This is a genomic window from Haloarcula sp. DT43 (genome assembly GCF_037078405.1).
GTDB lineage: Archaea > Halobacteriota > Halobacteria > Halobacteriales > Haloarculaceae > Haloarcula > Haloarcula brevis.
Genome location: NZ_JAYMGZ010000004.1, coordinates 17,392 through 40,206, shown reverse-complemented (window position 1 = coordinate 40,206; position 22,815 = coordinate 17,392). Strand labels below are relative to the sequence as shown.

Sequence of the window (22,815 nt, the reverse complement as noted above, 5' to 3'; positions counted from 1 at the left end):
GTACGCAGCCGCGAGCGACCGCTGTGCCGATACGGGCCGGGCGACGGCGGGCGAGTCGCCACCGGAAGCAGCGAACTGTGACGAAGCGGGCTCGGTTCGGGCGTTCGGGTCGCTCGACGAAACACGGGGGTTATGCCGCTCGAACGGATACAACGGTGCAATGAGTCAAGAGCGGACCGAGGGCGACCTCCGGAACACCGGGCTGTCGCTCAAACACGACCGCGAGTGGGACTACGAACTCGACCGCATCGTCGAGGCCGTCGAGGAACGGGACGCCGAGAAGGTCGGACTGCAGTTCCCCGAAGGGCTGAAACGCCGCGGCCCGTCCGTGGCCGACGACCTGCGGGAGGAACTGCCCGATGACGTGACCGTCCTGCTCTCGGGCCAGCCCTGTTACGGGGCCTGCGACCTCGACACGTACATGATGCGCCGGACGGACGTGTTCGTCCACTTCGGGCACTCCCCGATGAAGGAGTCGGACAAGATTATCTACGTGCCGCTGTTCTCGAACGTCGACGTCTTCCCCATCATGGAGCAGGCCCGCGAGGAACAGCTCGCGGACCCGGCCGAGGACCCCGACGTGGGGCTGGTGACGACGGCCCAGCACATGAACAAGTTCGGCGAGATGCGCGAGTGGCTCGAAGACCGGGGCTACACGGTCCACACGCGCCGCGGCGACGAGCGGCTGACCCACGAAGGGCAGGTGCTGGGCTGTAACTACGCCAGCGCCGACGTGGACGCCGACCAGATGCTGTACGTCGGCGGCGGGAAGTTCCACCCGCTCGGGCTGGCGATGGAACACCCCGAGAAACACGTCGTCATCGCGGACCCGGTCAACAACGTCGTCACCGTCGCGGACACGGAGAAGTTCATGAAACAGCGCTACGGCGCGGTCCACCGCGCGATGGACGCCGAGTCCTGGGGCGTCATCTTCTGTACCAAAATCGGGCAGGGCCGCTGGGACACGGCCCAGGAAATCGTCGAGAACAACGACAACGCCTACCTCATCACGATGGACGAAGTGACCCCGGACCGCCTGACGAACTTCGGGATGGACGCCTACGTCAACACCGGCTGTCCGCGCATCACGACCGACGACGGCCCGCAGTTCAAGAAGCCGATGCTCACGCCCGGCGAGTACGAAATCGCCATCGGCGAGAAGCCCCTCGACTCCCTGGAGTTCGACACCTTCCACGGCACCTGGTAGCCGTTCTCACTGCTGAGAACAGCGGGAGTACAGTCTTGTACTCCGGCAGTCGAAACCCCGTATGGCTTCTACTGAGGACGGGGTCATCTATCGGGACGTTTTCGAGGCGAATCCGGACCCGATTATGGTCCACGACGCCGACACCGGGACGGTCGTCCGCGCCAACCGGGCCGCGGGCGAACTGCTCGGGTGCGCGCCGGAGGATATCGTCGGGATGCATGTCGGCGAGTTCAGTCCTCCGGGGTTCTCCACCGCGGACGCGAACGCACTGATAACGGAGGCGGCCGAATCGGGGTCGGCCGAGGTCGAGTGGACGACCGAGGGCCCCGGCGGCACGGACCAGTTGGTCGAAGTGACGCTCGAACGGGCGACCCTCGGCGACGAGACGCGCGTCGTGGCCTTTATCCACGACGTGACCGACATCCGCGAGCGGGAACAGAAACACGTCGAGCAGGGCGAACAGCTCCGGACCCTCGTGGAGAACCTCCCCGTGGTCGTGTTCACGCTCGACCCGGACGGCGTGTTCACCTACTCGGCCGGCAAGGGGCTGGAAAGCCTCGAATTAGCGCCCGGCGAACTCGAAGGGGCGTCGGTGTTCGAGGCCTACAGCGAGTACCCGGACATCATCGACGCCGTCGAGCGAGCCCTCGGCGGCGAGGAGGTCCGCGTGACACAGGCGGTCGGCGACCTCGTCTTCGAGACGTGGTATCGGCCGGTGTTCGACGACCGCGGCCGGCTCGTGCAGGTCGTCAGCGTCGCCAGGGACATCACCGACCTCAAACGGCGCGAGGAGCGCGTCGAGGCGCTCAGCGAGGCGACGAACGAGCTACTGTACAGCCGCGCGGAGACCGCGGCCGCGGACACGGTCGTCCACATCGCACAGCGCATCGTCGACCAGCCACTCGCCGCGATGTGGACCTACGACGACGAGGACGACACGCTCTACCCAATCGGCGCGACGGCAGCGGCGACCGACTTCGCCGGCGTGGATGCGCCCGCGGACCTCCCGGCGATGGGGCCCGAGAGCGCCGAGAACGATATCTTCCACGGGGGCGAGCCGACCGTCATCGAGGACTATCAGGAGCTGTCGAACCCCTCGGCACCGGAGCTGCCGATGCGGACGCTCCTGTGCCTCCCGCTCGACGACCGGGGGCTGCTGTGTATCGGCTCGGAGACAGTGTCGTCGTTCGACACCGACGAGCGGTTCCTGCTAGAGATTCTCGCGGGCACGGCGGCCGCCGCGCTGGAGCGTATCGAGCGGGAGACGCGGCTCAAAGCGAAGCAGGCAGAACTGGAGCGGTCAAACGAGGCGCTCCAGCAGTTCGCCTACATCGCCTCCCACGACCTGCAGGAACCGCTCCGGATGGTATCGAGCTACGTCGACCTGCTGGACAGCGAGTACGGCGACGACCTAGACGAGGAGGCCGCCGAGTACATGGCCTTCGCCGTCGACGGTGCCCACCGGATGCAGGACATGGTCAACGCCTTGCTCCGGTACTCGCGGGTCGAGACGACCGCCAGCGACTTCGAGGAGACGGCCCCCGGCGCGGTGCTCGACCGGACGCTCGATTCCCTGCAGATGCGAATCGAGGAGGCAAACGCCACCGTCACCGCCGGGACGCTGCCGCCCGTCGAGGCCGACCCGGACCAGGTCGGGCAGGTGTTCCAGAACCTCCTGGAAAACGCCATCCAGTACGCCGCGGAAGCCGGCATCGACCCCCGCATCGAGGTTCGCGCGGAGCGGGACGAGGACGACGTCGTGTTCACCGTCTCGGACAACGGGCCGGGGATTCCGGCGACGGACCGCGAGGACGTGTTCGACATCTTCCACCGGACCGGCGCACACGACACGGCGGGCACCGGCATCGGCCTGGCGGTCTGCCAGCGAATCGTCCTGCGTCACGGCGGGCGCATCTGGGTCGAGCCGTCCGACGAGGGGGCGACGTTCAAGTTCACCTTGCCCGCGGTGGCGGAGGTGACGAGCGATGACTGAGTCCGCGGAGGGCCGGCCGGTCGAGATTCTGCTGGCCGAGGACAACCCCGGGGACGTCAAACTGACCGAGAAGGCCCTGGAGAAGGGGAAGGTGCTGAACAACCTCCACGTGGTCAACGACGGCGTCGAGGCGCTGAAGTTCCTCCGGCAGGAGGGCGAGTACGCGGACGCGAGCCGCCCGGACCTGCTGTTGCTCGACCTCAACATGCCCCGAAAAGGGGGCCAGGATGTCCTCGAAGAGATGAAAACCGACGAGTCGCTCCGGCGGATTCCGGTCGTCGTGTTGACCAGCTCCGAGGCCGAGGAAGACATCGTCGAGTCGTACAATCTCCACGCGAACGCCTACCTGACGAAACCGGTGGACTTCGACGGGTTCGTCGACGTCGTGAGCAGCGTCGAGGAGTTCTTCCTGACGGTCGTCAAGCGGCCGCCGAAGTAACGATGCCGGAGACGGTTCATCTCGACGTGCTCCTGGTCGAGGACAACCCCGGGGACGCCCGCCTCGTCGACCACCACCTGAAATCGCCGGCCGTGGCGCACTTCGTCGACGACGTGACCGTGTCCCACGTCGAGTCGCTGGCCCCCGTCGCCGAGCGGTCCGGGGCGACGTACGACGTGGTGTTGCTGGACCTCGGTCTGCCCGAGTCGACGGGGCTTGCGACGCTCGACCGGGCGACCGAGATGGTCGACGCTGCGCCGATTATCGTGCTCACCGGGATGCAGAACCAGGAGATGGCCATCGAAGCCATCAACCGCGGGGCACAGGACTACCTGCCGAAGGCGGACCTGGACGGCGATCGGCTCGTCCGGGCGCTCCGGTACGCGGTCGTCAGGAGCCGCCAGCAACGCGCCATCCAGCGCCAGACTGACCAGATGGACTTCTTCAACAGCATCCTGCAACACGACATCCTCAACGGGATGAACGTCATCCGGGCCCGGGGCGAACTCCTCGAAAGCGAGCTCGAAAGCAAGGAGCGGGAGTACGCATCGACCATCGTCCAGTGGAGCGACGACCTCATCGACCTCACCGAGAAGGTCCGGTCGGTGCTGGAGACGGTCACGGACGAGGGTGGGCGGGACCACGAACACCGGGAGCTACAGACCGTCCTCGCCGCCGCGGCGGAGCGCGCACAGTCGGTCAGCGACGAGTGTACCGTCACCGTCGAACCACACTCGGTCACAGTCATCGCGGACGAACTGCTCGACGACGTGTTCGGGAACCTCTTTCTCAACGCGGTCGAACACGGCGGCCCGGACGTGACCATCGACGTGACGACGGCGGTCGAGGACGGCGTCGTGACGGTCTGTATCGCCGACGACGGCGACGGCGTCCCGGACAGCGAGGCCCGCCGCATCTTCGAGCGCGGCGAGAAGGGCTCCGAGTCCGGCGGCACCGGCTTCGGTCTCTACTTCGTGGACACGATGGTGCGGAGCTACGGCGGCGACATCTGGGTCGAGGACAGCGACCTCGGCGGAGCCGCCTTCTACGTCGAACTCCCGCACGCGTCGCTGTAGCCGCCGGTGCTTTCGCGCCGGCCGACGGCGTTTCAACTCCTGAGAACCGGAGGCGAATATTCAATTCCACCGAGGGAGACTCGTCGATATGGACGACCGGCCGGAGGACGTCGAAGACGGCGATTCGGCGGAGCGCGACCGATACCTCGCGGCCATGCAGGACCTGACTGCAGCGATGGCCGCCGGCGGGTCGTCGTTTCGGGAGCGGGTCGAACCGGTCCTGGCCGTCGGTCGGGAGCACCTGGGGTTTCCGAACGGGCACATCGCAGTCATCTCCGGCGGCGAACACGAAGTCGTCGCCAGCAGCGGTCTGTCGGCGGCGATTGTGCCGGGGGACAGGACACCGCTTTCGGAGACGTACTGCAGACACACGCTCGAAGAGGCCGGTATCTACGTCGTCGCCGACGCGAGCGAGTCGATGCCGACAGACCCCGCCTACGAGCGGTTCGGGCTGGAGGCGTACGTCGGGACGACGCTGCAGGCCGACGGCTCGGAGTACGGGACGCTGTGTTTCGTCAACGACCGCGAGGCGATTGCGGACCTCACCGACTGGCAGCGGACGCTGTTCGAACACCTGACGCGGTGGGTGGAGGCAGAGATAGAGCGCGAGCAGACCGTCAGGACGCGCGACCGGAGCCAGCGCCTGCTCGAAGCGACGTTCAACTCTCCGGAGACGTTCATCGGTATCCTCGACGCGGACGGGACCCTCGTCAGGGCCAACGAGACCGCGCTGGAGTTCATCGACGCCGAGGCGGAAACGGTCTTCGGGGACCCGTTCTGGGAGACGCCCTGGTGGACCCACGACGAAGCCGTCGCGGACCGCTGTCGGGACGCGGTCGAGCGGGCCGCCGGGGGTGAGATAGTCCGGTTCGAGGCGGAACACGTCGGGGCCGACGGCCAGCGTATCTCGACCGCCGTCGTGGCCAGGCCGGTCTCGGCCGAGGGCACCGTCCGGAAGCTCGTCGTCGAGGGAACGGACATAACGGACCGCAAGCGCCGCGAAGAGCAGATGGAGTTTTTCAACAGCGTTCTCAGACACGACATCCTCAACGGGATGAACGTCATCGAGGCCCGCGCGGAGACGCTCGCGGACTCGCTGGAGGGGACACGGGCCACCTACGCCGAGACGATTCTGGACTGGAGCCGGGACATCGTCGACCTCACACGGAAGGTCCGGAGCGTCCTGAGCACGATGTCGGAGGACGGGCTGACCGACGCGGCGTCAGTTGAACTGGCTCCGGTCGTCGAGCGAGCGGCGGACAGGGCAGCCTCGATGGACGAGAACGGGTCGGTCGAAACTGACGTTCACCGGGGGGTCGACGTCGTGGCCGACGACCTCCTCGACGACGTGGTCGGCAACATCCTGACAAACGCCGTCGAACACGGCGGTCCGGCCCCGACAATCGAACTGACGACGGAACTCGACGGGTCGGTGGTGCGCCTGCGCGTCGCCGACGACGGCCCCGGGATACCGCCCGCCGAGCGCGAAGCCGTCTTCGAGAAGGGCGAGTACGGGAGCCAGTCGCAGGGGACCGGGTTCGGACTCTACTTCGTGTCGGTGATGGTCGACAGCTACGGCGGCGACATCTGGGTCGAAGACAGCGACCTCGGCGGAGCCGCCTTCTACGTCCAACTCCAGGTGTCATAACTACTGGGCATTTCCAAACGTTTTTGAATGAATTGGGCGTATCTCCGGCAATGCCGACAAAGAGTGCGCTCGCCCAGCAGCTCGCCGTCGTCGCCGGGTTCGACAACCCACGGGCCAGTCTCGAACAGTACCGGACACCGCCGGACCTGGCGGCGCATCTCGTCCACACCGCGGACCTCCAGGACGACATCCAGGGGCGGACGGTCGTCGACCTCGGCTGTGGCACCGGCATGCTGGCGCTGGGTGCGGCGCTGCGGTCGCCGGCCCGGGTCGTCGGGCTGGACATCGACCCCGCGCCGCTGTCGACGGCGCGGGCTAACGAGCGGAAGGTCGGGTCGACCACGTCGGTCTCGTGGGTCCGGGCGGACGCGACGGCGGCCCCGCTGTGTCCCCCCGTCGGCGAAACCACCGTCGTCATGAATCCACCGTTCGGCGCGCAGTCGGACAACGAACACGCCGACCGCCGGTTCCTCGAAACCGCCGCGGCCATCGCGGGCGTCTCCTACTCGATTCACAACGAGGGGAGCCGGTCGTTCGTGGAGTCGTTCGCCGCCGACAACGGCGGCGAGGTGACCCACGCCTTCGAGACGGAGTTCGACCTGCCGCGGCAGTTCGACTTCCACGAGTCGGACCGCCGGGCCATCACGGCGGAAGTGTACCGCATCGACTGGACCTAGCGGTCAGTCTGGCGGCGCTGCGCGACCTTGACGCGGGTGTCGCCGGTCCCCGCGTACAGCCGGGTCCGGTTCCGCTTGACGGTCAGGCCGCCGATTCGCGTCTGCGTCATGTTCGCCGGTAGCGGCGCTTGCCCGACCGTCTCGTTGCCCCGGGTGACGACCACGTCGAACCCGTTTTCGCGGGCCGCCAGCGTCACGTTCCGGCCGTCGAGTGTCAGGTCCGCCGTCGACGGTGCCGAGGTGTAGGCCGTCCGGGCCCGGCTGTCCTGGCGTCTGAGCTGGACTCGGTAGACGCTGGTGTTGCCGACAACTGCCCAGTCCGTCCGGGTCGCGTACACCGACTCGCGCCAGGTCGGCCCGCCGACCGTGACCCGTTCCTCGCCGTCGACGGCCAGTTGGCCCGGTTGGACGGCGACTATCCAGACATCTCGGTCCGCGCTGGCGACGATGACGCCGCTCGCGTTGACGCTCGTCACCCCCCGTGTGGGCATCCAGATTCCCTCGAAGTACGCGTTGGGTACGTCCTCATCGTAGGTTACCACGTAGTCCCTGACCTCGATGCCGTCCTCGGGGAGCTGGTCCGCCCGGATGTCGACGACGTTGGTCGGGACGGCGGCGAGACTCAGCGCGGCGAGGACGACCAGCAGGACCAGCACCGCGAGCGAGGCCGGCCGCCGGTCGAAGGTCGGCCGGAACCGACGGTCGGAGCCGACGGTAGCCGCCGCGACGACCAGCGCCAGGACGAACACGAGCGCCGTCCCAGCCCAGCGAAACAGCCGGAACCGGCCGCCGCCGAGCGGGAGGTACACCGCCCACAGCCCCTGTGCGACGGCGAACACGAGCGTCGCAAAGAACACCCGGAGCGTGTCGGGGCGCTCGTCCCGGTGCCACAGGAGCGCGAGGGCGACGACGACGCCAGCCAGGATGCCGATAGCGTGGCCCTGGATGGCGACGTTGGACCACCACGGCGTCACGAACCGGGTCTGCCCCGACGCCGTCGACACCGGGTAGCGAAGCGCCGAATAGAGGAGGTCGAGCACCCGGGAGCCGAGCAACGCGCCGAGAAACAGCGTCGGCCGCGTCACGAGCGCGAACCCGGCGAGGGCGAACACCACGCCGGAAAAACCCACGACCGGCCCGATGGCGAACACTGCGGAGAACACGCCGACGGCGAACATGGCGGCGGGGACGGCCAGAATCCGGGCCAGAGGGTTCGTTCGGAGCGACGTGAACGTCTGCACGCCGCGCTCCCGAGGGTAGTGGCCCCAGACGTACTCCGCGACCGTTCCGTACACCAGCGTTCCCATGAGGTTCCCCGTGAGGTGGCCCTGGCTACCGTGGGTGAACGCCCCGGTGAGCATCCCGAACGGGTAGAAGTACGACCACGTCCGGAAGGGCGTCACGAGCGGGTTTCGCGGGTGCCACCACGCGCCCTGCAGGAACAGGTACACCGCCGTGACGGCGGCCATCGTCAGCAGCGTTCCCCACGGGACGCCGAGGAAGAGCCGCGCCCGGGCGCTGGTCCCCGGTCGGGCGTCGGCCAGGCGTCGGACCGCGAGGAGGACGCCGAGGACCACGGCGAGGACGACCGCTTCCTGCCACGGGAGCCAGCCGGGTGCGGCCGGCGTCGGCAGCGACTGTATCATTCACGCACAGTTCGGGTACGGGGCGGCTTATGGATGACGGCGACCGGAGGTCAGAACAGGGTCAGACCGACGCTGTAAGGCCAGGCCGTGCCGGCCGCGGCAAGCAGCGCCAGCGCGCCGCCCGCGAGGGCGACGTTCTTGAGGAACCCCGTCATCTCGTCCTGCACCTGGTCCTCGGGGACCGCCCAGAAGTCGTGCATCGTCACCGCGGAGACGAGGAGGAAGGTCGCGAGCGCGCCCGCCGCGAGGACGGGGAAGGCACCGAGGACGACGGCGACGCCGCTGACGACGAGCAGGCCGCCGCTCGCGTAGACGGACGCCGCAGGTGCCGGTAGCCCCTTGGCCTCGGCGTAGGGGGCCAACTGCTCGGCGCTGCTGAAGTGGTTCAGGCCCATGAACGCGAGGACGCCGCCGAACAGCAGGCGGGCGAGGAGGAACAGTTCGGCCGCGCCCGCGGTCTCGAACGCCATCAGGCGCTCACCTCCGTGGCGTCGGCGGTTGCGGTGCGGTGCTGTGAAACGACGTATTGTGGTTTCATTACGTTACTTGGTTCGTATCCGAACCTATATGTACGTTCCCGGACAAGGAGGATACCAGATAGCACCGATGTCATCTGAAGTCTTCACCGCGGCGGACGAGGAAGAGGAGAGCGGGCCCTGTGCCGTCATCGAGTCGCTGGAACAGATAGGGTCGCGCTGGCGGCTGGTCGTGCTCCACGAGCTCCAGAACGGCGAACAGCGGTTCAACGAACTCAAACGCGCCACCGACGCCAGTTCGCGCACCCTCTCGCGGGTCCTCGACGACCTCCAGGAGATGGGCTTCGTCGACCGGCGACTGGAGGAGGACGCCCCCGTCGCCACGTACTACCAGCTCACGCCGAAGGGCGAATCCCTCTGTCCGGTGTTCGACGAAATCGAGGACTGGGCCGAGGAGTGGCTGGCCGGCTGCCAGGGATGACCTGACAACACAGACTTTTCTATCCCCCGGCCCCATCGCTCTATCAATGGGAGTACGGCCACCAGCCGACAACAGCGACGAGCCAGACGTCATTGAGTTCGGTATCGCTGCTCTCGACGCCCGTCTGACCGACGTGGAGATAGCGTATCCCGCGACCGCGGCGGAGGTCCGCGACGCCGCCGGCCACATCACGGTCCCGTTCGACGCGTCGGGCCATTCGATGACCGTCGCCGAGGCGCTCGAAGAGACGAACGCGACACAGTTCGACAACGAGCAGGAACTGCTCAACGACCTCCACCCGATATTCGAACAGAAGCGAGAGGCCACCAGAAACAGCATTCTCTCCCAGCTGCGCGCGCTGGTCCCGTTCTGAGCTACTCGTCAGGCTGGTGTGGCGACACCACCGCGTCCGCCTCCGCGTCGTCGCCCCGCTGGTCCTCGAACACGTCCGTCGACGCGGCGTGACTCTCCCGGCTGAGCTGGACAGCGATGTCTTCCAGCCGGCGCGTCTGCTCGCGGTTCACCGCCACGAGCATGTCCGACAGGACGCCGAACATGAGCAGCTGAATCCCCAGCAGGATAGCGAACGAGCCGATGACGGCGATGACCTCGTGTGAAATGCTGTTGACGACCCAGTCGTAAGCGACGTACGCCCCGAGCAGGAAGCCGACCACGGTGCTTCCGAGGCCGACGCTGCCGAAGTAAAACAGCGGGTTGTTGGTCTTCGCCATCTGGTACAGCGTCAGGATGATGGTCGCGCCGTCCCGGAACGGCCGGAGGTTCGTGTCGGACTCGTCGGGGCGGGGCTGGTAGGTTATCGGCACCACCGCCGTCGAGATGTTGTGTTTGACACACTCGACGGCCATCTCCGTCTCGATGCCGAAGCCCGAGGCCGTCAGCGAACTCCGCTGGAAGGACTGGCGCGTGAACGCGCGATACCCCGAGAGGATGTCGGTGAGGTCCCGGCCGTGAATCGTCCCGAAGGCGCTGTTGATGACGCGGTTGCCTATCTGATTGAGTTTCGTCATCGCGCCGGGCTGCATGTTCGCAAACCGGTTGCCGATGACGTGGGCGGCCTGACCGGACAGCAGCGGTTCGAGCAGCCGGTCGGCCTCGTCGGGACGGTAGGTCGCGTCGCCGTCGGCCATCAGGACATAGGGCTGCTCGACGTGGCGGGTGACGGCCTCTCTGACGGCCTGTCCCTTCCCCGAGCCGGACTGCTCGACGACCCGCGCGCCGGCCGCTTCGGCGATGTCCCGCGTCCCGTCGGTCGACCCGCCGTCGACGACGAGGACGTTGTCGAACCCCTGCTCGCGGAACCCGGACACGACCGACTCGATGGTCTCGGCCTCGTTGAATGTCGGCAACAGTATACAGACGTCGTCTCGGTCGGCCATCGTCCCAACGTCGGCCACGGGGAGGCAAATAAATGCGGGTCTGCCGTCAGTCGTCCCGCTGCTCGCTCATGTGCTCCCAGACCTCCGCACAGCCACAGCCGTCGTCGATATCTGCCAGGTGGTCCTCCTCGGTCCGGGCCGGGTCAGTTGTGTTACTCACTCTGCGAGTAACTACTCGCCGCCACCCACTAATAGGTTTGGACGGCGGGCGACGCCTTTTACGGTCCCTGCCGCACATGGTCGTGTATGAGCGACCCAGCGGACGTGTTCGACCTGGTCGGCCTGACCGAATACGAGGCGACGGCGCTGGAACAGTTGCTCTCGCTCGGTCGAACGACGGCCCCCAACCTCGCGGAGGCCAGCGGCATCCCGAAGGCCCGCGTCTACGGGGTGCTGGAGTCGCTATCCGACCGCGGCTTCATCAAAGTGGTCCCCGGCCGCCCCAAGGAGTACCAGCCCAAATCCCCCGAGGAAATCCTCGACCGGGCCGTCGAGAACCACCGGCAGTCCTACGAATCGTTCGCCGCCGACGTCGAGTCCCACCGGGACGCCTTCCTCGCCGAGTACGGACCGCGGTTCGAGCGGGCGAGCGAGGACATCTCGCCGACGGCCGAACTGTTCCACGTGGTCGACGTGGGCGAGCCAAGTGAACGGGAGACCAGACGGCTGTACGACGACGCCGACGAGACCCTCCGGGTCATCACCAATAGCTTCGCCTACCTCGACAGCGTCGAGCGGGCCCTGGCCGAGACGCTGGACCGTGGAGTCGAGGTCAGCGTCCTGTTCTTGCACCCCGACCGGCTCCCGGCGGAGAAGGCTGCCGTCCAGGCCGATATCGTCGACCGACTGCGCGACGACTACGCCGCCGTCGACCTGCGGTTCAGCACGGAGAAGCTCCCGTGGCGCGGCACGCTCGTCGACCCGAGCATGGACTACGACAGCGGCGAGGCAATCCTGCTGGTCGAGGAGCCGGACGTGCCCAACCACATGCGCCAGGCCGCGATTACGGACAACGGCTCGTTCGTCGCCGGCATGAAGCGGTACTTCGACTTAATCTGGGAGTACGAGAGCGTCGCGTCGCCGACTCAGACGTAGCCGAGGTCTTCCAGCCGCTGGTAGGTCCCGTCGTCGAGGTCGTCGAAGTCCTCGCCGGCCGTCTTGACGCCGCGGTCCTCGATGGACTCGAACGCGCGGTCGACGCGCTCCGCGCCGTCGTCGGACACCTTGTACGAGACCTGGGCGTCGCGGCTGACCACCGTCGCCGCGCGGTCGCGGTTGGTGCAGTGCTTGCGAACTCCCTCGTCGTCGTTCTCGAACACCGCCCGGGAGATGGCCGTCCACGGGGAGAGGTCGTCGACGTACGCGCCCGCCCGCTCCTGGAGCGGCTCGTCGAGCCCCACCGCGGTAGCGAGGACGGGGCCGTCGGGACAGAAGCCCGCAGACGGGTGTTCGCCCTCCCGAACGCGGTTCACGACCCGCGGGAACTCCACTAGCGACGCGGGGCGGTCGACGCGCCGGGCCTCGGTCTGGCCCGGATAGCGGACGATGAGTGGGACGTGGAGCACGCTGTCGTGAATCGCCACGCCGTGTTCGGCCACTCGGACGCCCGGGCGAACGTCGCTCGGTTCGCCGAAGCCCTCGCCGTGGTCGCTCGTGACGACGACCAGCGTGTCGTCAAGTTCGCCGCGCCGTTCGAGCGCCGCGACGAGCCGTTCGAGTTCCGCGTCGGCCTGGCGAATCCCGCCGTCGTACAGCGACTCGACCGCCTTCTTCTGCCACCAGGGTCGGTGGCCGCCGTTGAACTCCCACTTCTGGTCCTCGAAGGACGACTGGAGGGCGGCCGCTCTCGACCCGCCCCACTCGTCGTACTCCGGCAGCGGCTCGTAGGGGATGTGGGGGTCCATCAGATTGAGGCAGGCCGCCCACGGGCCGTCCTGGCGGTCGCTCCAGTCCAGCAGCGCGTCGACGTAGACGTCCGCCGGCGTCGAGGCCCTGACGCTGTCCGGGAGGAACCGCTTGTAGTCCGACTGGAGCTTCGTCGCCACGCCGTTGGCCAGCGACCGGAGCGGCGCGTCGTCGGTCAGCGCGAGTCTGACGAACTCCGCGTACTGGCCCCGCCCCTCGTTGGAGACGAACTCGTGTGGATTGACGGCCTCCGGGAACGGGACGTTCCGCGCGCCGACGATTTCGTCGAACCCGTCGCGCAGGCCCACGTCGACCGCCGTCAGCCAGTCGTTCTCGGTGAACACGCCCGTGCCGTAGCCGTCCTCGCGCAACTGCGAGAATATCGACGCCGAGGGGTCGAGCCGGTGGCCCGCCGAGACGACGCCGTGTTCTTCGACGTGCAGACCGGAGAAGATGCTCGCGTGGCTCGTGACGCTCCGGGCACCGGGGGCCCGTGCCTGTTCGTACAGCGTCGCGCGCTCGGCGGCGAACGATTCGAGGAACGGCGTCGTCTCGTTGACGTGGCCGTATGCGCTGCAGTTCCGTGCACGGGCGCTGTCGAGGACGACTAGGAGGACGTTCGGGTCGGCCGACATGGCTACATGTACCCGAGGTCTTCGAGGTGTTCCTTGACTTCCTCGCCCGAGCGGTCGCCGTCCTCGGTCGCCGTGACCTGCGGCGTCGACGTGTGGTCGTTCTCGTCGAGTTCGGCCTCGATGGCCGCCCGGACGTCGACGACGCTCTCGATGGCGTCGACCATGTCGGCGTCGGTCCCAGCGACCATCGCCTCGTCGGTGTGAACGCCGTCCTGCAGACCGTGGTCGCTGACCAGCAGCAGTTCGTCGTCGTCGCCGAGGTCGTCCCGGACCTCGCCGACGAACTCGTCGAGTTCCTCGTAGGCGCGGTCCTGCAGCGAGGGCTGTTCGTAGGCGACGTGGCCGATGAGGTCGAGCCCGCTCGTGTAGGCGAACACCAGTTCGTGTCGGCCGCCCCTGAGCGCCCGGCGTGCGCGGGCGAGGCGGACCATCGACATCTCCAGGCACTGTTCGTAGAACAGCGCCGGGTCCGTCGAGGAGTGGCCGCCCTTCGCTTCGAGGTCCCGCTCGAAGAGGTCCCCGAGGTTCCGCCGGAGGCTGTGCTCGCGGTCCTCGGAGTCGGGGTCGACCACGTAGTTCGGGATGCCGATGGGAGCCGCTTCGCGGCCGTCGAAGACCGTCGTCAGCCCGTGCTCCTCGTAGTAGGTCGCCGGAATCCGGAACGCGTCCTGTTCGGTGTTGTTCAGGAGCCACGCGCCGAGACGCGTCTGGAGCCCCGACGGAAGGAGGTAGTCCGCGGCGGCGCTGCCGAACCGGAGGACGGGATTCTCCCAGGCGACGCCGTCCTCGAGCGTGATGCCGTGCTCCGGCGGCGTCAGGCCGGTGATTATCGTCGGCCAGAGTTCGTGCGTGCTGGGGCCGCCCTCGACGCTCCGTATCGTCTCGATAGCGTGGTGGTCGGCGAGGGTCAGGTTCGGATGCGCCGTCGAATCGACTAGTTCGGGGTCGAGTGCATCGATACCCAGCACTACGAGGACCATATCTACCCCGAACGTCTCAGTCGATGGCTTAAGGCCTTTCGATGCACGCGGTACGCTCACCCGGCTAGCGACCGGTACACGTCGAGGTACTCCCCGGCTATCTTCCGCCAGTCGTACTTCTCCTCGACGCGGGCCCGCGCCTGTCTCGATATCCGCTTCGTGAGTTCGTAATCGGAGAGCAGCGTGGTGACGGCGTCCGCGATTGGCTCGGGTGACTCTCTCGGGACGACGAACCCCTCCTCTCCCTCACGGACCATCTCGCGCGCCCCGGAGATGTCGGTGACGACGACCGGACAGCCCGTCGACATCGCTTCCAGACGGACGAGGGAGAAGCTCTCGGACCGGGACGGGTGGACGAAGGCGCGCGCCCGCGACAGATGGTCCCGGACGATGGACTGCTCGACGTAGCCGTGAAAGGTGACGTTCTCCGAGAGGTCGAGCCGTTCGACCTGCGCGCGCAGTTCTTCTTCGAGCGGCCCGTCACCGAAGACGTTGAGGTGGACGTCGGGGTGTTCCCGTCTGATTCTGTCCAGTGCCTCGAAGAGGACGTCGTACCCCTTCCGTTCCCGGAGGCTCCCGATGGCGACCAGTTCCTTCGTGTCGGCGGGTTCGCTGTACTCGAAGAAGTCCGGGTCGACGCCCAGCGGAATAGTTCGAAGCTTCGACTCGTCGACGAACTCGCTGTACACCTCCCGGCCCTCCTCGTGGACGACGACGACCCGGTCCGCGGCGTCGAGCGTCCGCTCGAACAGGTCCATCCGGGGCGGGTCCAGGATGGCGTCCCGCGTCGCGTCGACAGCCGCATGGAGCGGGTCGGTGAGCGGTCGCGGCAGGTCTGTTCCGACCCAGGAGGAGACCATTCGATTGAACTCCTCGGCCATAATCGCGTGGCCCGCCTGGCAGGGCCCGACGACGACGGGGACGTCGCCCTGCAGGCCCGAGACCAGGAGCGGATTGAACCACCGATAACTGAGGTTCATGTGGTGGTAGATGTCCACGGGTCCGTGGCGCAGCTCCCGCAGGAGCGTCCGATATAGTTTCGCGTAAAAGGAGACCCTGTTCGAGCCGCCCAGCGGGTGTACGGTGACGTTGTCCGGGGCAAGCGGGTCCGAAACCGTCCGCGTGTACGTATCGACGGTGAAGCGGTCGTCATGGAGGTTGTTCAGGAGGTTGTAGCTCTTCCCGTATTCGTCGTTGTGCATATCCGCTTTGGTCGGCCCGACGAGAACCCGCGGCATGGGTGGTGATGGAGTAGTCGCGGATAAAACCGTTGCGTCTGTCGCTAACCCGTCCAGCGGATAGGGACGAGACGGAGAACATAATAACCCGACAGGAAAACAGGGCGCACACGATGGACATCGACCGGGCGAGCGTCACCATTTACGCCTCGAACCTCCTCCTGAGTCTCCTGGGGTTCGTCGGCACCGCATACTTCGCGCAGACGCTCGGCGGGACGGTGCTCGGGATTTTCTTCACGTTCGACGCCGTGATGAGCGTCGTCGAGACGGCGACCCGGTTGGGTGTCGATACGGGCATCGAGAAGCGGATGAGTGAGGCCGGACAGGAACGCCGGGGCGCGTACCTGACTGCCGGCTATCTGATAACGCTCGTGCCGATATGCATCGTCGCGGCCCTGCTCTTCCTGTTCCAGGACTGGGTCACCGCCTACATCGGCGTCGCAATCGTCCCGCTGCTCGTCGTCCTCATCGTCTCCAGTACCGGCCGCTGGCTCATCGGCGCGGCCCTCCGCGGCGAGGGAGCGGTCGCGCGGGCTTCGGTCATCGAACTGTTCGGGGAGGCGGTCAGGGTGGCGACGAGCGTCGCTCTCATCGCGGTCGGCTACGAGATCTTCGCGCTCCTGTACGGCGTCCTCGTCGGCATCCTGTTCAAGTTCGTCGTGTTCTACGTCTCGCTGTCGAGCGACATCGTCTGGCCGACGATGGACACCGTCAGGGACCTCTGGGGGTTCTCGAAGTTCACGTCGTTCAACAGCGTAAGTTCGCTGGCGTACAACTGGGCCGACACGCTGGTGCTGGCGTACTTCGCTTCGAAGACCGCCGTCGCGGTGTACGAGGCGTCATGGAAGGTTAGTGTCGTCGCGGTCATGGCGAGCCAGGCGCTGAGCCGGGCGGTGTTCCCCTCAATCAGCGAGTGGGCGTCGCGCGACGAGTACGGCCGTATCGAGACGGCGCTCAGCGAGGGGTTCACGTACGGCCTCCTGCTCGTCATTCCGGCCGTGGTCGGTGTGGCGATACTCGCCGAACCGTTCATGGAACTCGTCTACGGCTTCGACACGGGCGGGCTGATTCTCGTCCTCCTGATGGCGGAAAAGCTCCTGCAGGCCCCGAGAATCCTGATTCAGCGGACGCTCACGGGTATCGGAAAGCCGAACCTCGTGTTCCGGACGGCCGCGCTGACCCTCGTCGCGAACGTCGTTCTCAATCTGTTGCTCGTCCCGGAACTCGGGTCGGTCGGGGCCGCGGCGGCGACGATAACGACAGTCGGCATCGCGCTCGTCGTCCAGGTCGTGTACCTCCGGCGGTTCATCACCGTGACGGCGAACTGGCGGGCCCTCGGCAGGCAGACAGTGACGGCGCTGGCGATGGGGGCAGTCGTGTACGCGGCGGCGACCGTCCTGCCGCCGTCGACGCTCGTGACGCTCGGCGGCCTCATCGCGCTCGGCGTCGTCGCCTACGGCCTCGGCATGGCGACGGACCACGAAATCAGGGAGCGCGTGTTACAGATGGTGTAGCGCCTACCGACGACACGCGGCCAGTATCGACCGGTACCGTTCGCAGGCCGCCTCGAAACTGTACTCGGTCGCTATCAGGTCGCGGCCGTTCTCGCTGATGCTGTCCAGGTCGTCCCGGTCCAGAATGTCGAGCACCGTCTCCCGGAGGGCCGCCGGCCGCCGCGAGTCGAGCAGGAAGCCGGTTTTCCCCTCGCGGACAACATCGGGGACGCCCGAGACCGGCGAGGCCAGTACCGGGGTCCCGCAGGCCAGGGCCTCCAGAATCGTCGTCGGCAGCCCTTCAGTCGGCTGTGACGGCAACACGAGCAGCGAAAGGTCGTTCAGTTGCTCGGGCACGTCGTCGTGGTCAACCCAGCCGGTGAGTTCGACCGTGCCACGTTCGATGTCCGCCGCGAGTTCGGCCTCCAGCCAGTCCCTGAGGTCGCCGTCGCCGATGAACCGGAAGGTGACGTCCTCAGGCAGGTCGGCGGCGACGGATGCGAGTTCGCGGACGCCTTTCTCCTCGTCGAGTCGGCCGAGGAACCCGACGACGCGGTCCCGGTCGGCGTAGGGTCGCCGGACGCGGAACTCGTCTGTCCGCACGTAGCGCGCGCCGGTCGGATACACCGTCGGCGCTTCCGGATGTAGCGCCAGTTGGCGGGCCATCCCCGGCGTGTAAGTGACGACGCCGTGGGCAGCGGCGAATCCGGCCCGTTCCAGCGCACGCACCGCGCCGGCGAGCCCGGCGGCCACCCGGTCCGGCAGCCGCTGCTCCCAGTTCAGTCGGAGCGTCAGCGGCACGTCCCCGCGCGGTTCGACGAGGACGGTCTTCCCAAGCAGGCGAGCCGCGACGATGGGGAGCAGGTACGACGTCGCGCCGAAGAACAGCACCACGTCCTCGTCTCGGTCCGCGATAACCCGGCACATCCGGAGCTGGTTCAGCAGGAACCGGACGGCGGCGGTGACGACCGACTCGCCCGCGCCCTTCCGGGTGAGTTCGACGAGTTCGTGCCGGTCGCGTATCTCAGAGTCCGCGGGCAGGTCCGCCGTCACGAGCGAGACGGTCGTCACGGCCGACAGGATGTCGAGCAGGCTCCGGGTCGCGTTCTCGCCGGCGGCGGCCAGCGGGTGGGTCACGACGCAGACGCTCGGGAGCGAGTCCTCACTCACGGTTTCCGGCCCCGCTCGTCGTCACGGTCGCGCACCTCACCGTCACGTCCCGGCCCTGTGTACGGCGGGGGCGCGCCAGCAGTGGAGTCCATGCGCTTGTCATCAGCAGGTCGGTTCATCGTCTATCCGCTTCAGCACAACGATAGTCGGGTTCCCGTCCTCGGGGAACGAGGCGAAGCCGGCGCTGTCCCTGAACTTCCGCTCGGCGCTGAGTTCGGTGTCGACCGGCGGCCCGAACGTCCGGACGATTTCGTAGTCCTCTTCGGCAAACAGCGCCGACATGCGCTCGGTCACGCTGGGGTACACTGACGGGTCCTTGAAGAACCGGAAGTAGTGGTAACTGGAGAGGACGACGTAGTCGGGCGCGTTACAGTCCAGTCGTTCGAGCCCGGGCTGCCAGTTCTCGCGGGGGAACGACGAGTGGATGACGTACCGGTTCACCGTGGGTTCCTCGGGGAATTCCGGGAGGTAGACGCGCTGGGAGTACACGTCGACGGTGTCGGAACCGTCCAGATTGGCGTGGGTCCACGCCGTCGCCTCCTGCCGTGACTGACTGACGTCGGCGACGCCGGCGACGGTGTGGACGCCGGAGAAGACGACGACCAGCGTGAGCAGTCCGGTGCCGGCCATCCGAACCGACCGCCTAGACCGCGTTAACTCGGCCCCGGCGACGCCGGCGAGAACCGCGAGAATCGGGAACAGCGGCATCACCCGCGGGAACTGCGTCATGTTCCCCTGGATGATGACCGAGAAGTACGGGACGGCATAGAGGAGCAACAGCCAGACCGCGTTGTCGAGGGTCCCCCGGATGAGGAAGACGACGACGAGCAGCACGGACAGCATCGCGAACAGGAACAACGCGATGCCCTGGCCTTCGGCGAGGTGTGCGAACTGGATGAGCCATCCGGGGTCCGACCAGCTGTACGAGACGTCGCTCGTGCTCCGAACGACGTATCGGGATATCTCGTTGGCCCACGAGCCCGGGTGGACGAATATCGATGGCGTCGTCGTGACGTATCCGAGTATCGTTAGCGCCGGGTATTTCCAGGCCGTCGTGACGAACTCGACGACCGATCCCGACTCACCCCAGTGGCGCTCGATGATGACGAGCGCGAGAGGGGCGACGAGGAGCCCGGCGGTCGCCTTCGTCGACGCGGCCAGGCCGGCGACCAGCGCGGCGGCCAGCAGCGTCCTAGTATCTCGAGAGTGAAACGCACGGACTGTGAGCAGAAATCCGAGCATCAAGAAAAACGTCATCGGGACGTCCTCGGTCGCGTAGTGGGCCGTGAGGACGTACCCGACGGTCGTCGTGAGGAACACCGACGCGAGGACGCCGGCGCGGCGGTCCAGGAGTTCACGCCCGAGGTAGTAGACGACGACGACAGTGCCGGCACCGAACACGACGGAGACCAGCCGGCCGGCCAGTAACACGTCGTAGAACGCCCGGAGGAGGTCCGGGGACACGCCCCAGCTCGGTGAGCTACCAACGCTGGCCGCGCCGGAGATGATGTCGCCGAACTGCCCAGTCGTGAGCCAGTACAGCGTCACCGGGACGAACGAGAGCGCGAGCAGGTAGAGGTGGAGGTTCCCGCCCTTCCGGAAGTTGTCGATGAAGGGGTTCTGTTCGTATCCCATCCTGAGCGCCAGTTCGATAGCGCCGGTCTCGTCGGGAAAGGTCAGGTGCGGGCGGAGCCGCCAGGTTCCAAAGACCATCAGCAGGAACGCAGCGAGCGCGATGAACGGCACGAACGGCTCGCGCCGGACCGACTCGCGAACTCTGTTCCACAGCCTAGAGGGCATTTCATCGTGCTTGACCACTGACTGTTATAGTCTGTGCGGTTCCGGGAGACGGTAGCCAGATTGCGGCTACGGAGTCACGTTCTCCCGCGCCTGTCCCCGCTACTCGTGCCAGCCCAGACCGCACTCTAAGAGCCTGAAGATGCTGATATTGGTGACTTCGGGACGGTCGTGACACGTAGCAAATGGCAACTGTTAATAAATGCGCATCTTGTAGCACATACAGAGCCTCAGCATGGCAAAGACAGGGAGCATGCCGGATGGGTCGGTCGTAGCAGCGAGAGACACCGACAGTGACGTCCAGACGTCTATCGTGCTTCCTGCCTACAACGAGTCCGAGAACCTGGAGCCGCTGATAGACGAAATACAGTCCACGTTCCGTGACAATACGACGTACGGACCCTACGAGGTAGTGGTGGTCGACGACGGGAGCACGGACGGGACGGCCGAGACGATACGGCAGTTAGCGACGGACCGCGACGAGGTGACCGGGGTCTTGCTCCGGCGCAACTTCGGGCAGAGCGCCGCCCTGGCCGCCGGCATCGACTACGCCACGGGGGAGTACATCGTGACGATGGACGCCGACCGGCAGAACAACCCGGCGGACATTCCGAAGCTCCTCACGAAACTGGAGGAGGGCTACGACTGTGTCAGCGGCTGGCGGCGCGACCGGGACGACCCGCTCTCGAAGACGATTCCGTCGGCGATACAGACGCGGCTGGCGAAGCTCACCGGACCGGACATCCACGACTTCGGGTGTACGCTGACCGCCTACCGGGCCACCGGACTCAAGGAGATAGACCTCTACGGGGAGGGCCACCGGTACATCCCGGCGAAGCTACACAAGCGGGGGTACAGGATAACGGAACTGCCCGTCGACCACCGACCGCGGACCGCCGGCGAGACGAAGTACGGGATGAAGCGGCTGGTCAAGGGGTTCGTCGACCTCCTGTTTCACGTCTTCTGGAACCGGTTTTCGACCCGGCCGTCGCATTTCTTCGGCGGTATCGGGCTCGTCCTGATGACGGCCGGTGGCCTCATCGGGTCACACATGGTGTTTCTCAAGTACGCCTTCGGACAGTCGCTGGCACCGCACGTCCCGCGGCTCATCCTGACCGTCGCGCTGGTCCTGTTCGGCGTCCAGCTGGTGATGTTCGGGTTCCTCGCGGAGATGATAGTGAAACAGCAGTACCGGGACGAGCGACCGTACCGCGTCAACGCCGTCATCGGTGAGGACTGACAATGCAAGATTTCGACTCACACGCCATCGAGAACGTACTGCTCGTCAGCATCGACTGTCTCCGCGAAGACTGGCTCCAGCGGGGCATCTCGGAGGGCATCGTTCCGACGCTCGAACGGCTGGCGACGGAGGGGTTGTACTTCGACCAGGCGTTCACCGTGGCAAACACGACCGACCCGAGCCTCACGTCGTTCATGACCGCCTCGTACCCTCACACTCACGGCGTCCAGGAGAACGGCTGGGGGCTCGACGAGTCTGTCCCCGTGCTCGCGGAGTCGGTACAGGACGCGGGGCACGACACGTTCGGCGTCGTCAGCGTCGACCACCTCAGCGACGAGCACTCGGGACTGGGACGGGGGTTCGACGAGTACTGTGACGGCGGCGGCTCCTACGATACGCTGTACCCGATTCTGAGCCGGATATACGACACGAAGACGTTCAACACGGTGTTCGGCGCGGTGAAGGACATCGGGACGGAGCAGTGGAACCTCAAGTCACTCCTGCGACAGACGGGCCTCATCAGACTGCACTGCCGAACGGCAAAGAGCGTGACACAGGACGCCGTCGACCAGCTCGACCGCGTCGACGGCCCGTTCTTCGGCTGGGTCCACTACTTCGACATGCACGAGCCGCGGAACTACGACCGTGGCGACCTCGACACACACGACGAGTACACGGCCGCGATGAAGCTCGTCGACGGGTACGTCGAGCAGTTGCTCGACGAACTCGAAGCGCGAAACCGCCGCGAGGAGACGCTGGTGATTCTCACGGCCGACCACGGGGAAGCGCTGGACGACCACGGCTACACGGGCCACGGCCGCCAGCTCTACGACGAGGAACTGCACGTCCCGCTCGCGTTCCACCATCCCGACATCGACGCGGAGACCGTCTCCGACCAGGTCCGGACAATCGACATCGCGCCCACGGTGTGTGACCTGCTGGGCGTCGACGTCCCGGACGCGTTCGAAGGGCGGAGCCTCCGTGTGAACGACGACGGCACGCCGCCGGGCGACCGCGACGCGTTCCTGACCGCCTATCCGGAGTTCGCCGAGTCTATCGGCCTCCGCACGCCGGGGTGGAAGCTCATTCGTGAGGGGACCGACCACGAACTGTACGACCTCTCGGCGGACCCTGACGAGACGAACGACCTCGTCGCCGCCGGCGCGACCGACGGGACACCGTACGACGACCTCCGCGAGAAGCTCCAGGCGTGGGACAGCGCCGGAAGCGACATCAGCGACCAGGACGTCGACGCCGACACTCAGGAGATGCTGAAAGACCTCGGCTACGTGGACTGACCGCAGGACTCAAGTGTTT

20 protein-coding genes are annotated in these 22,815 nt (G+C 66.7%); 12 read left to right on the top strand and 8 right to left on the bottom strand.

The genetic code is table 11. The annotated features are described in order from the left end of the window. Window positions 1-160 precede the first annotated feature (160 nt). The 6 genes from dph2 (at window position 161) to VI123_RS14855 (ending at window position 7,040) form a co-directional block, all read left to right on the top strand. Complete coding sequence (dph2, locus tag VI123_RS14880) at window positions 161-1,207, top strand: diphthamide biosynthesis enzyme Dph2 (RefSeq protein WP_336338858.1); 1,047 nt, start codon at window positions 161-163, stop codon at window positions 1,205-1,207. Between the two features lie 61 nt (window positions 1,208-1,268). Further along, entirely contained in the window at window positions 1,269-3,200 is a 1,932-nt protein-coding gene (locus VI123_RS14875) for a PAS domain-containing sensor histidine kinase (RefSeq protein WP_336338857.1), read from the top strand. After that, the gene (locus tag VI123_RS14870) at window positions 3,193-3,639 is read left to right on the top strand and encodes a response regulator (protein WP_336338856.1); all 447 of its coding nucleotides are present in this window, start codon (window positions 3,193-3,195) and stop codon (window positions 3,637-3,639) included. Before VI123_RS14875 ends, VI123_RS14870 begins: the two co-directional genes overlap by 8 nt. A gap of 2 nt (window positions 3,640-3,641) precedes the next feature. Continuing rightward, window positions 3,642-4,715, top strand: a complete 1,074-nt coding sequence (locus VI123_RS14865) for a hybrid sensor histidine kinase/response regulator (RefSeq protein WP_336338855.1) — start codon at window positions 3,642-3,644, stop codon at window positions 4,713-4,715. Between the two features lie 88 nt (window positions 4,716-4,803). Next, a complete protein-coding gene (locus VI123_RS14860) occupies window positions 4,804-6,363 on the top strand; it encodes a sensor histidine kinase (protein WP_336338854.1) in 1,560 nt (519 codons plus the stop codon). A 50-nt stretch (window positions 6,364-6,413) separates the two neighbouring features. Further along, window positions 6,414-7,040 carry an METTL5 family protein gene (locus VI123_RS14855; protein ID WP_336338853.1) on the top strand — a complete coding sequence of 209 codons (627 nt, stop codon included), beginning with the start codon at window positions 6,414-6,416 and terminating at the stop codon, window positions 7,038-7,040. Here the strand turns inward: VI123_RS14855 and VI123_RS14850 are convergent. Together VI123_RS14850 and VI123_RS14845 are read right to left on the bottom strand one after the other, a co-directional pair. After that, complete coding sequence (locus VI123_RS14850; RefSeq protein ID WP_336338852.1) at window positions 7,037-8,686, bottom strand: rhomboid family intramembrane serine protease; 1,650 nt, start codon at window positions 8,684-8,686, stop codon at window positions 7,037-7,039. The two genes, VI123_RS14855 and VI123_RS14850, sit on opposite strands and share 4 nt — an antisense overlap. Window positions 8,687-8,736: 50 nt before the next feature. Continuing rightward, the gene (locus VI123_RS14845; protein WP_336338851.1) at window positions 8,737-9,156 is read right to left on the bottom strand and encodes a DoxX family protein; all 420 of its coding nucleotides are present in this window, start codon (window positions 9,154-9,156) and stop codon (window positions 8,737-8,739) included. A gap of 136 nt (window positions 9,157-9,292) precedes the next feature. On the opposite strand from VI123_RS14845, the gene VI123_RS14840 reads away from it, so the two are divergent. Continuing rightward, window positions 9,293-9,643, top strand: coding sequence for a winged helix-turn-helix transcriptional regulator (locus VI123_RS14840; protein ID WP_336338850.1), 351 nt, complete (start codon window positions 9,293-9,295; stop codon window positions 9,641-9,643). A 46-nt stretch (window positions 9,644-9,689) separates the two neighbouring features. Next, window positions 9,690-10,016, top strand: coding sequence for a DUF5789 family protein (locus tag VI123_RS14835; protein WP_336338849.1), 327 nt, complete (start codon window positions 9,690-9,692; stop codon window positions 10,014-10,016). A gap of 1 nt (window position 10,017) precedes the next feature. On the opposite strand, the gene aglJ is transcribed toward VI123_RS14835, so the two are convergent. Then, window positions 10,018-11,040, bottom strand: coding sequence for an S-layer glycoprotein N-glycosyltransferase AglJ (aglJ, locus tag VI123_RS14830; protein ID WP_336338848.1), 1,023 nt, complete (start codon window positions 11,038-11,040; stop codon window positions 10,018-10,020). A 246-nt stretch (window positions 11,041-11,286) separates the two neighbouring features. Between aglJ and VI123_RS14825 the strand changes: the two genes are divergently transcribed. Next, entirely contained in the window at window positions 11,287-12,135 is an 849-nt protein-coding gene (locus tag VI123_RS14825; protein ID WP_336338847.1) for a TrmB family transcriptional regulator, read from the top strand. On the opposite strand, the gene VI123_RS14820 is transcribed toward VI123_RS14825, so the two are convergent. The 3 genes from VI123_RS14820 to VI123_RS14810 are packed head-to-tail and all read right to left on the bottom strand — an operon-like array spanning window position 12,126 to window position 15,798. After that, entirely contained in the window at window positions 12,126-13,580 is a 1,455-nt protein-coding gene (locus VI123_RS14820; protein WP_336338846.1) for a sulfatase, read from the bottom strand. The two genes, VI123_RS14825 and VI123_RS14820, sit on opposite strands and share 10 nt — an antisense overlap. Before the next feature lie 2 nt (window positions 13,581-13,582). After that, window positions 13,583-14,560 (bottom strand): alkaline phosphatase family protein, encoded by a 978-nt coding sequence (locus VI123_RS14815; RefSeq protein WP_336338845.1) that lies wholly within the window; start codon window positions 14,558-14,560, stop codon window positions 13,583-13,585. 56 nt (window positions 14,561-14,616) lie between these two features. Next, window positions 14,617-15,798 carry a glycosyltransferase family 4 protein gene (locus VI123_RS14810; RefSeq protein ID WP_336338844.1) on the bottom strand — a complete coding sequence of 394 codons (1,182 nt, stop codon included), beginning with the start codon at window positions 15,796-15,798 and terminating at the stop codon, window positions 14,617-14,619. Between the two features lie 113 nt (window positions 15,799-15,911). Here VI123_RS14810 and VI123_RS14805 point away from each other — a divergent pair, with 113 nt between their 5' ends. Continuing rightward, the gene (locus tag VI123_RS14805; protein WP_336338843.1) at window positions 15,912-17,312 is read left to right on the top strand and encodes a flippase; all 1,401 of its coding nucleotides are present in this window, start codon (window positions 15,912-15,914) and stop codon (window positions 17,310-17,312) included. Between the two features lie 3 nt (window positions 17,313-17,315). Here VI123_RS14805 and VI123_RS14800 read toward each other — a convergent pair whose 3' ends face one another. Together VI123_RS14800 and VI123_RS14795 are read right to left on the bottom strand one after the other, a co-directional pair. Then, window positions 17,316-18,461 (bottom strand): glycosyltransferase family 4 protein, encoded by a 1,146-nt coding sequence (locus VI123_RS14800; RefSeq protein WP_336338842.1) that lies wholly within the window; start codon window positions 18,459-18,461, stop codon window positions 17,316-17,318. A gap of 102 nt (window positions 18,462-18,563) precedes the next feature. Continuing rightward, a complete protein-coding gene (locus VI123_RS14795; protein ID WP_336338841.1) occupies window positions 18,564-20,261 on the bottom strand; it encodes an ArnT family glycosyltransferase in 1,698 nt (565 codons plus the stop codon). Between the two features lie 232 nt (window positions 20,262-20,493). Between VI123_RS14795 and VI123_RS14790 the strand changes: the two genes are divergently transcribed. After that, window positions 20,494-21,498, top strand: coding sequence for a glycosyltransferase family 2 protein (locus tag VI123_RS14790; RefSeq protein WP_336338840.1), 1,005 nt, complete (start codon window positions 20,494-20,496; stop codon window positions 21,496-21,498). A 2-nt stretch (window positions 21,499-21,500) separates the two neighbouring features. Beyond that, complete coding sequence (locus VI123_RS14785; protein WP_336338839.1) at window positions 21,501-22,796, top strand: sulfatase; 1,296 nt, start codon at window positions 21,501-21,503, stop codon at window positions 22,794-22,796. Window positions 22,797-22,815 lie beyond the last annotated feature (19 nt).

Coding starts and splice junctions, on each gene's coding strand:
- dph2 (WP_336338858.1), top strand. CDS start 161: ATGAGTCAAGAGCGGACCGAGGGCGACCTCCGGAACACCGGGCTGTCG.
- VI123_RS14875 (WP_336338857.1), top strand. CDS start 1,269: ATGGCTTCTACTGAGGACGGGGTCATCTATCGGGACGTTTTCGAGGCG.
- VI123_RS14870 (WP_336338856.1), top strand. CDS start 3,193: ATGACTGAGTCCGCGGAGGGCCGGCCGGTCGAGATTCTGCTGGCCGAG.
- VI123_RS14865 (WP_336338855.1), top strand. CDS start 3,642: ATGCCGGAGACGGTTCATCTCGACGTGCTCCTGGTCGAGGACAACCCC.
- VI123_RS14860 (WP_336338854.1), top strand. CDS start 4,804: ATGGACGACCGGCCGGAGGACGTCGAAGACGGCGATTCGGCGGAGCGC.
- VI123_RS14855 (WP_336338853.1), top strand. CDS start 6,414: ATGCCGACAAAGAGTGCGCTCGCCCAGCAGCTCGCCGTCGTCGCCGGG.
- VI123_RS14850 (WP_336338852.1), bottom strand. CDS start 8,686: ATGATACAGTCGCTGCCGACGCCGGCCGCACCCGGCTGGCTCCCGTGG.
- VI123_RS14845 (WP_336338851.1), bottom strand. CDS start 9,156: ATGGCGTTCGAGACCGCGGGCGCGGCCGAACTGTTCCTCCTCGCCCGC.
- VI123_RS14840 (WP_336338850.1), top strand. CDS start 9,293: ATGTCATCTGAAGTCTTCACCGCGGCGGACGAGGAAGAGGAGAGCGGG.
- VI123_RS14835 (WP_336338849.1), top strand. CDS start 9,690: ATGGGAGTACGGCCACCAGCCGACAACAGCGACGAGCCAGACGTCATT.
- aglJ (WP_336338848.1), bottom strand. CDS start 11,040: ATGGCCGACCGAGACGACGTCTGTATACTGTTGCCGACATTCAACGAG.
- VI123_RS14825 (WP_336338847.1), top strand. CDS start 11,287: ATGAGCGACCCAGCGGACGTGTTCGACCTGGTCGGCCTGACCGAATAC.
- VI123_RS14820 (WP_336338846.1), bottom strand. CDS start 13,580: ATGTCGGCCGACCCGAACGTCCTCCTAGTCGTCCTCGACAGCGCCCGT.
- VI123_RS14815 (WP_336338845.1), bottom strand. CDS start 14,560: ATGGTCCTCGTAGTGCTGGGTATCGATGCACTCGACCCCGAACTAGTC.
- VI123_RS14810 (WP_336338844.1), bottom strand. CDS start 15,798: ATGCCGCGGGTTCTCGTCGGGCCGACCAAAGCGGATATGCACAACGAC.
- VI123_RS14805 (WP_336338843.1), top strand. CDS start 15,912: ATGGACATCGACCGGGCGAGCGTCACCATTTACGCCTCGAACCTCCTC.
- VI123_RS14795 (WP_336338841.1), bottom strand. CDS start 20,261: ATGCCCTCTAGGCTGTGGAACAGAGTTCGCGAGTCGGTCCGGCGCGAG.
- VI123_RS14790 (WP_336338840.1), top strand. CDS start 20,494: ATGGCAAAGACAGGGAGCATGCCGGATGGGTCGGTCGTAGCAGCGAGA.
- VI123_RS14785 (WP_336338839.1), top strand. CDS start 21,501: ATGCAAGATTTCGACTCACACGCCATCGAGAACGTACTGCTCGTCAGC.